7 protein-coding genes are annotated in these 7349 nt (G+C 69.2%); 5 read left to right on the top strand and 2 right to left on the bottom strand.

What is annotated here, in order from left to right; all coding sequences use genetic code 11:
* Nucleotides 1-57 precede the first annotated feature (57 nt).
* Nucleotides 58-1878 carry a translational GTPase TypA gene (typA, locus tag KBA23_RS14735; protein WP_290742377.1) on the bottom strand — a complete coding sequence of 607 codons (1821 nt, stop codon included), beginning with the start codon at nt 1876-1878 and terminating at the stop codon, nt 58-60.
* A gap of 135 nt (nt 1879-2013) precedes the next feature.
* Between typA and KBA23_RS14730 the strand changes: the two genes are divergently transcribed.
* Genes KBA23_RS14730 through KBA23_RS14715 form a run of 4 tightly spaced genes read left to right on the top strand, consistent with a single transcriptional unit; the run spans nt 2014 to nt 6185 of the window.
* Complete coding sequence (locus tag KBA23_RS14730) at nt 2014-3822, top strand: pentapeptide repeat-containing protein (protein WP_290742374.1); 1809 nt, start codon at nt 2014-2016, stop codon at nt 3820-3822.
* Nucleotides 3822-4247, top strand: coding sequence for a hypothetical protein (locus KBA23_RS14725; RefSeq protein ID WP_290742371.1), 426 nt, complete (start codon nt 3822-3824; stop codon nt 4245-4247). The genes KBA23_RS14730 and KBA23_RS14725 overlap by 1 nt, the downstream gene beginning before the upstream one ends.
* A gap of 58 nt (nt 4248-4305) precedes the next feature.
* Entirely contained in the window at nt 4306-5742 is a 1437-nt protein-coding gene (dacB, locus tag KBA23_RS14720; protein WP_290742367.1) for a D-alanyl-D-alanine carboxypeptidase/D-alanyl-D-alanine-endopeptidase, read from the top strand.
* Nucleotides 5739-6185 (top strand): nuclear transport factor 2 family protein, encoded by a 447-nt coding sequence (locus KBA23_RS14715; protein ID WP_290742364.1) that lies wholly within the window; start codon nt 5739-5741, stop codon nt 6183-6185. Before dacB ends, KBA23_RS14715 begins: the two co-directional genes overlap by 4 nt.
* A 7-nt stretch (nt 6186-6192) precedes the next feature.
* Here KBA23_RS14715 and KBA23_RS14710 read toward each other — a convergent pair whose 3' ends face one another.
* A complete protein-coding gene (locus tag KBA23_RS14710; RefSeq protein ID WP_290742361.1) occupies nt 6193-6648 on the bottom strand; it encodes a tellurite resistance TerB family protein in 456 nt (151 codons plus the stop codon).
* Nucleotides 6649-6774: 126 nt separating this feature from the next.
* Here KBA23_RS14710 and lspA point away from each other — a divergent pair, with 126 nt between their 5' ends.
* Nucleotides 6775-7266 (top strand): signal peptidase II, encoded by a 492-nt coding sequence (gene lspA / locus KBA23_RS14705; RefSeq protein ID WP_290742358.1) that lies wholly within the window; start codon nt 6775-6777, stop codon nt 7264-7266.
* The last annotated feature ends 83 nt before the right edge of the window (nt 7267-7349 follow it).

Raw genomic sequence — 7349 nt, 5'->3', positions numbered from 1 at the left:
CAAACCGCAAACACAACCTTGCCGTGAATTGCAAAACCTCGTTGCAGAATGCGAAGGTCAGGAAGCCGCCTGTCGCGCATGGCGGCGACGCTCGTGCGGATCGAGAAAACGCTTGCGCAGACGGATACTCTTCGGCGTCACCTCGACGAGCTCGTCATCCTCAATGTAGGCGATCGCCTGCTCCAGGCTCATCCGGACCGGCGGCGTCAGCCGCACCGCCTCGTCCGTGCCGGAGGCGCGGATGTTGGTGAGCTTCTTGCCCTTGAGCGGGTTCACCTCGAGGTCGTTGTCGCGGCTGTGCTCGCCGAGGATCATGCCCTGGTAGACCGGCTCGCCCGAACCGATGAAGAACTTGCCGCGGTCCTCGAGGTTGAAGAGGGCGTAGGCGACCGACACGCCGTCCTCGAGCGAGATCAGCACGCCGTTGCGCCGGCCCTGGATGGCGCCGCGGAACGGCGTCCAGCCGTGGAACACTCGGTTCAGCACGCCGGTGCCGCGGGTGTCCGTCAGGAACTCGCCGTGATAGCCGATGAGGCCCCGCGACGGCACGTGCGCCACGATCCGGGTCTTGCCCCCTGTCCCGGTGCGCATCTCGACGAGGTCGCCCCTGCGCTGGCTGAGCTTGTCGACGACCACGCCGGAGAACTCCTCGTCCACGTCGACGGTGACTTCCTCGACCGGCTCCAGCCGCTCGCCGTTCTCCTCGCGGAAGAGCACCCGGGGCCGCGAGATCGAAAGCTCGAAGCCCTCGCGCCGCATGTTCTCGATCAGCACGCCGAGCTGCAACTCGCCGCGGCCGGCCACCTCGAAGGCCTCGCCGCCGGGGGCGTCGTTGACGCGGATCGCCACGTTGGTCTCGGCCTCGCGCATCAGCCGGTCGCGGATCACCCGGCTCTGCACCTTGTCGCCCTCGCGGCCGGCGAGCGGGCTGTCGTTGATGCCGAAGGTGACGGAGATGGTCGGCGGGTCGATCGGCTGCGCGGGGAGCGGATCGGCGACCGCGAAGTCGGCGATGGTGTCGGCGACGGTCGCCTTCGACATGCCGGCGAGGCTTACGATGTCGCCCGCTTCCGCGCTGTCCATCGGCGCGCGCGCGAGGCCGCGGAAGGCGAGGATCCTGGAGACCCGGAACCGCTCGACCTCCGCGCCGTCGCGCGACAGCGCCTTGACCATCTGGCCGGTCCTGACCGTGCCGGTCTCGATCCGCCCGGTCAGCAGGCGACCGATGAACGGGTCCGCCGCGAGCGTGGTGGCGAGCATCGAGAACGGCTCGCCCACCTGCGCGAGCTGCTTCGGGGCGGGCACGTGGTCGAGGATCATCCGGTAGAGCGCGGTGAGGTCCTTGCGCGGGCCGTCGAGGCTTGCGTCGGCCCATCCGGCGCGGCCGGAGGCGTAGAGGATGGGGAAGTCGAGTTGCTCTTCGTTGGCGTCGAGGGTGACGAAGAGGTCGAAGACCTCGTTCAGCGCCCGGTCCGGCTCGGCGTCGGGGCGGTCGACCTTGTTGAGCAGGACGACGGGACGCAGCCCGAGGCGGAGCGCCTTGGCGGTGACGAACTTCGTCTGCGGCATCGGTCCCTCGGCCGCGTCGACGAGCAGGAGCACGCCGTCCACCATGCCGAGGATGCGCTCGACCTCGCCGCCGAAGTCGGCATGGCCGGGCGTGTCGACGATGTTGATGCGATGTCCCTCCCAGTCGACCGACGTAGCCTTGGCGAGGATGGTGATGCCGCGCTCGCGCTCGAGGTCGTTCGAATCGAGCGCGCGCTCCACCGTGGCCTGGTTCTCGCGGAACGCCCCCGACTGCTTGAGGAGCGCGTCGACGAGCGTGGTCTTGCCGTGGTCGACATGCGCGATGATCGCGATGTTGCGGATATCCATCGGGGCTTCCTGGGGACGGGGTCGCCCGCGCTTTAGAGCCGGGAGGCGGGAAAGGCAACGCTTCGGGGTCGGGCGCGGTAGATCGCACCGTGCGACCTGCATCAAACCCTCTACCTGCATGCTCCGGCACAGGAGATGCCGCTGCGGGGGCCGGCCCGTCGCGATCATCGGGTGAAAACGACAGGCCTGATCGAGGCAACGGTCGGATACTCGACAGTCTTTCAAGAATCACGCAGCGGCGCTACTCTGCGCCCGGACGTCGATCGAGCTTCCTGTTTTCTGGCCTTTGTTGTTGAGACGATGCATTGGGGCCTGGATACGTCGATGAACAAGCTGCCTCTGGTCTTCATCGCCACGTCGTTCGTGTATTTATCTGTTGCTGCCGAGAATGTCAGCGACAAGAATTTTCTGATGTTTCGAGATTATCTCTCTATAAACGTTGGCCTTCCTTTACCCGGAGGCTATGTGGAGCTTCCTGGGGTGGCGTACTCCATCTCGCTGCCGGAGTTCTTCGTCGCCGCTCCTTTGGCCGTATTCGGCCTTCATGTTCTCGGCCTTTCGCGCCTCGCCTATCGCCCCGTCGATCCCGGGAGCCAGATGCTCGCGGCGCTCGTCCTGCTCGGCGCGCCGGTCGCGCTTCTCGTCATCGCGCGCAGCTATGCGCCTTTCCCCGCGATCCAGCCCGACACTGGCGACGACCTGCTGCGCTATTGGCTGGTCCTGTTCCACATCCTCCTCATCGTGGTGGATTGGCTCGCGCTCCTCGCCATCTCGACGCGATGGCGAGATGTCCCCGCGGTTCAGGTCGCGACTGTGGTCGTGGCGGCGGTGGCCGCATTCGGTCTCCTCGGTCTTGTCGGCGATCTGAGGGCGGCGCGGGATGACTCGGACGCCGCCCAGCGAATGCGCGAGATTCGCCCCGTCCTGGCCATCGCGTTCGCCCTTGCCGGGCTGGTGGCCGTGCCGGCGGTCGTGGGACGCTTCGGGCGCGAGCCGCTGGCCATGATCGCCGCCGTCATGGCGTGGCCTGCCTTGCAACGCGTGATCGGGCCGGCGCCGGCCCGGTACCTCAATCAAACCAAGGAGAGCATACCCATGCCCATGCGCATCGCTGCCGTCGCATTCACGCTCTTCGCCGGTCTGCAAGTGGCCCACGCCCGCGGCATCGATGTCTCGGGCGAAACGCTCGCCGCGCACATGCCGAGCGAGTCGCTCATCGCCGCCTATGTCGCGGGCGAGGTGAGGTCGCGCGAATTCAATGCATGGTCACGGGCGATCGGCGACCATGCGAGGGGGATCGATCTCGGCGGCTGGCGGCTGGCCCGCGCCGATTTCACGAACGCCGTCATGCCGAAGGTGATCTTAAGGGGGACGCAGCTAAGGGGCGCCAAGCTCGATTTTACGCTGCTTCCCGGCGCGGACCTTACCGGCGTTTCCGCGCAGAAAGCCAGCTTCCGCTATGTGGACTTCCATCCCGTCCTAGTGGCTCAGAATGGCTCGGATTTCAGCACCGCCAAGCTTAACGACGCCGACTTCACGGGCGCCGATCTTCGCAATGCCATCTTCCAACAGCTTCCGAACGAAGTTGCGGAGACCGGTTCCATCGAATGCGGAGAAATTGAGCACCCAACGACTCTGAACGGGATGGTACTCCAAGACGCGGACCTGACCGGGGCATTCCTCGATGGGGTCGATTTCAGGGAACTGGGCAGCATCAAGGGGGCCATCTTCGATGGCGCTAAGCTGCGCTGTGCGATCTTCGATGAGGAGGATCTCGGCCCAATGTCGTTCACGAAGGAGGCTGATCTTCGGAAAGCTAGCTTTTGCAAGGCGAAGCTGAACGACCTTTCTGACGCGACCGAGCCTTCCCCCACGCCGCAAGTTCCGGAAGGGGCGGATGTAGTTCAGGCAGGCGTCTCCCCGTGTGCTCCGGGAGCCAACTAGTGCCGGAAGAGGAGTCGTCTCCCAACTCGCCATTCCTCGGCGCCGACCGGCACAGCATCACGCAGCGCGCGGTGACGCTGTGCCTTCTCGGGATCATGCTGCTCGGACTGGGCGCGATACTCCTGACACCTGAGGAGCCACCGACGGCGAGCGTCGGCTTCGTCATCGTTATGGCGCTCATCGTGCTCGTCTCTGGGTTGGCCGGCGCGGCCTTGCCGATGCTCGCGACCAGTTTCAGGGGTGGGCTCGAGATCCTCGTCGCCCTTCTCTTGCTTGCGCTTCCTCTGTTCGTTGTGCTCCCTTCGAGCTTTTATCAGCAGCCGGTCAGCCTGCCGGTGGTCTTCCTCGTGGCGCCGGCCGCCGGCCTAACGTTTGCGGCCGGGTTCGCGCTTTCGGCCTACCACGTGCGGCGCGACGAGCCATGATCCGGGCCGATTTTGCCGAAAGGTGGATCGCGCCGGCGAGGTGCGGCATAGTCGCGTCATGAACGCCGCGCCTCGTCCCGGGCTGACACGCCGCGCCGTCCTCGCCGGAGCGGCGGCGGTCGGGCTGTGCGGGCGGACGTGGGCCGGGGCGGCGGAGGGGATCGACGCGATTCTGGCCCGCTCGCGGCTCGGGGCCGTCACCGGCTTCGCGGTGGCCGACGCGGCCTCGGGAGCCGTGATCGAGGCCTGCCAGGGCGACATGGATCGCCCGCCGGCCTCGGCGATCAAGATCCTGACCGCCCTCTACGCGCTCGACCGGCTCGGCGCGGGCCATCGTTTCGAGACGCGGCTGGCGGCTCTGGGGTCGGTCGCGGGCGGCCGCGTCGGGGGCGATCTCGCGCTGGTCGGGGGCGGCGATCCGCTGCTCGACACCGACGCGCTCGGCGACATGGTGGCGGAGGCGCGGGCCGGCGGGCTCGTCGCCGTCGACGGCCGGCTGCTCGCGGTGGCCGCTCCGCCGCCGGACCTGGCGGAGATCGAGCCGGACCAGCCGGCGACCGCCGCCTACAACCCCGCGATCTCGGGCCTGAACCTCAACTTCAACCGCGTTTTTCTCGCCTGGGAGCCGGGCAAGGCCGGGCCGGCGCTGCGGCTCTCGGCGCCCGGGAACCGGTTCGAGGCGACGCTGGCGTCGATCGGGGCGGAAGTCGCTGACGGCGGGCCGCCGAGGCTCGCCGTCACGCCCGGGCGGGAGGTCTGGAGCTTCGCGGCGCGGAGCGTGGCGGGCGCCGGGTCGATCTGGCTGCCGGTGCGGGCCCCGGCGCGCTATGCGGGCGAGACCATGCGCGCGCTCGCGGAGCAGGCGGGACTGGCGCTGCCTGCGCCCGAGGTGACGGCCGCGACGGTGGCGGGCGAGACGCTCGTGCGGCGCGAGAGCCAGCCGCTGGGGCCGATGCTCGTCGACATGCTGCGCTACTCGACGAACCTGACGGCCGAGGTGGTCGGGCTCGCCGCGACGCGCGCCGGCGGCGGCGCGCCCGTCGGGCTCGCCGAGTCGGGAACGGCGATGGCGGACTGGGCGCGGGCGCGCTACGGGCTCGGGCCGCTGGCGCTCGTCAACCATTCCGGGCTGACGGCGCGCACGGCGATCTCGGCGGCGCAGATGGCGCGACTTCTCGTCGCCGCGGCGCCGGGCGGCCTGCCCGCAATGCTGAAGGAGCGTCCGCTGCGCGACGGCGATGGCAATCCGATGGAGATCCCCGGCGTGCGCGTCGTGGCCAAGACCGGCACGCTCGATTTCGTCTCCGCCCTTGCCGGATACGTCGAGGGGCCGGGCGAGCGGCGGCGGGCCTTCGCGATCTTCGCGGCCGACCTCGACGCGCGGGCGGCGATTGCGCCGGAAGCGCGGGACGACCCGCCGGGGGCCGGGGCCTTTGCACGGCGCGCCCGCGCGCAGGAGCAGGCGCTGATCCGGCGCTGGATCGCGCTCGGATGATCCGCGCCGGCCTCGTCGCGCTCGCGCTGGCCGCGCCGGCCCTGGCCGATCCGGCGACCGATGCGGCGGCGATCCGGGCGCGGCTGGAGGGTTGGGCCGCCGCCTTCAACGCGCGCGACGCGGCGGCGGTCTGCGATCTCTTCGCCGAAGATCTGGTCTCGGTCGTTGCGGGCGCGCCCGAGGCGGGCAAGGCTGTCGTCTGCGAGCGCCTGGCGCGGGTGCTGGCACGGGAGGACGTCCGCCTTCTCTACGTCGTCGACATCCACGAGGTGCTGGTCTGGGGCGACAACGCCGTGGTGCGGCTCGACTGGACCCTGACGACCGAGGCGGCGGGCGAGACGGAAACCAGCGTCGAGCGCGGCATGGACGTCTTCCGGCGCGAGCAGGACGGGGCGTGGCGGATCATGCGGTTCATCGCCTTCGACGCGCCGCCGGAGTCCTGAGGCCCGCCTAATCCTTCGGCAGGCGGCGGTGGCGGGCGGAGGAGCCCCTCTCGATCGCGGCGGCGTGCAGGCGGTCGATGCGCAGTTCGTGGCGCACCTCGAGCAGGAATTGCAGCTCCGCCTGGAAGGCGTGGCCATCGGCGGCGGCGACGTCGCAGGCGAGCGCGTAGGCGGTGTCGTGGAGTTCCTCGGGCAGCGCGTCGCGCACGAGGCCGAATAGCGCGTCGAGCCCGTCCTCCTCGGTCAGGAGGTCGAACACCGTCTGGCTGATGATGCGGAGCCGGTCGCGATCATAGCCGCCGAATACCGGCAGCGTGTCGACCATGCGGGCGATCGACAGGAGTTCGTTCGTGGTCATGTTCTCGTCCGAGGCGGAGGCCCCGACCATCACGGCCACGAGCGCGTCCTGCGCCGAGAACGAGGCAAGGATGGAGTCGCCGGAGGGTATCGCTGGCTCTGACATGGGGATGGTATATTTGGCGCCGCAACGCGCGGCAATAGCGGCCAAATAGCCGCTCCTGCGGGGTTGCCGCCCGGCGGCCGCCCGACTAGGTTCCCGCCGGCACGAGCGAGCGGAGCCCGGCGCCTGATGTTGACCCCCAGCCTGCGCCGGACGCTTGCGGTCGCCGCGGCCGTTTTCGCGATCGACCGGGCGAGCAAGATCTGGATCGTCGAGGGGCTCGGCCTCGCCGAGAAGGGCCGGATCGCGGCGTTCGACCCGTGGCTCAACCTCACCATGGCGTGGAACCGGGGCGTGAATTTCGGTCTGCTCGACTTCGGGGACGGCGGGCGGTTCTGGCTGATCGGCCTTGCGGTCGCGATCGTGGTAGGGCTGGCGGCGTGGGCATGGCGGGAGCGTGGCTGGCCGGCGGCGGTCGGGGCGGGGGCGGTGATCGGCGGGGCTCTCGGGAATGTGTGGGACCGTCTGCAATGGGGCGCGGTCGCGGATTTCCTCAACGTGAGCTGCTGCGGGATCGACAACCCCTTCGCGTTCAACGTCGCGGATGCCGCGATCTTCGTCGGCGTGGTCATCCTCATCCTGTTTCCCGGGGAGGGCGCCTCGCGGCGCGAGGGGGCGTGACGCGCGCGTCGATACCGGCTAGACGTGCCGCGATGGTCGCGAACGGACGGCAGAGGTTGGGCAGACGGGTCGCCTGCGCGGTT

The sequence above is a fragment of the Amaricoccus sp. genome (genome assembly GCF_017995835.1).
Classification (GTDB): Bacteria; Pseudomonadota; Alphaproteobacteria; order Rhodobacterales; family Rhodobacteraceae; genus Amaricoccus.
Note: the sequence above shows the minus strand (reverse complement) of the source record. Positions and strands in the feature narration are given on the sequence as shown.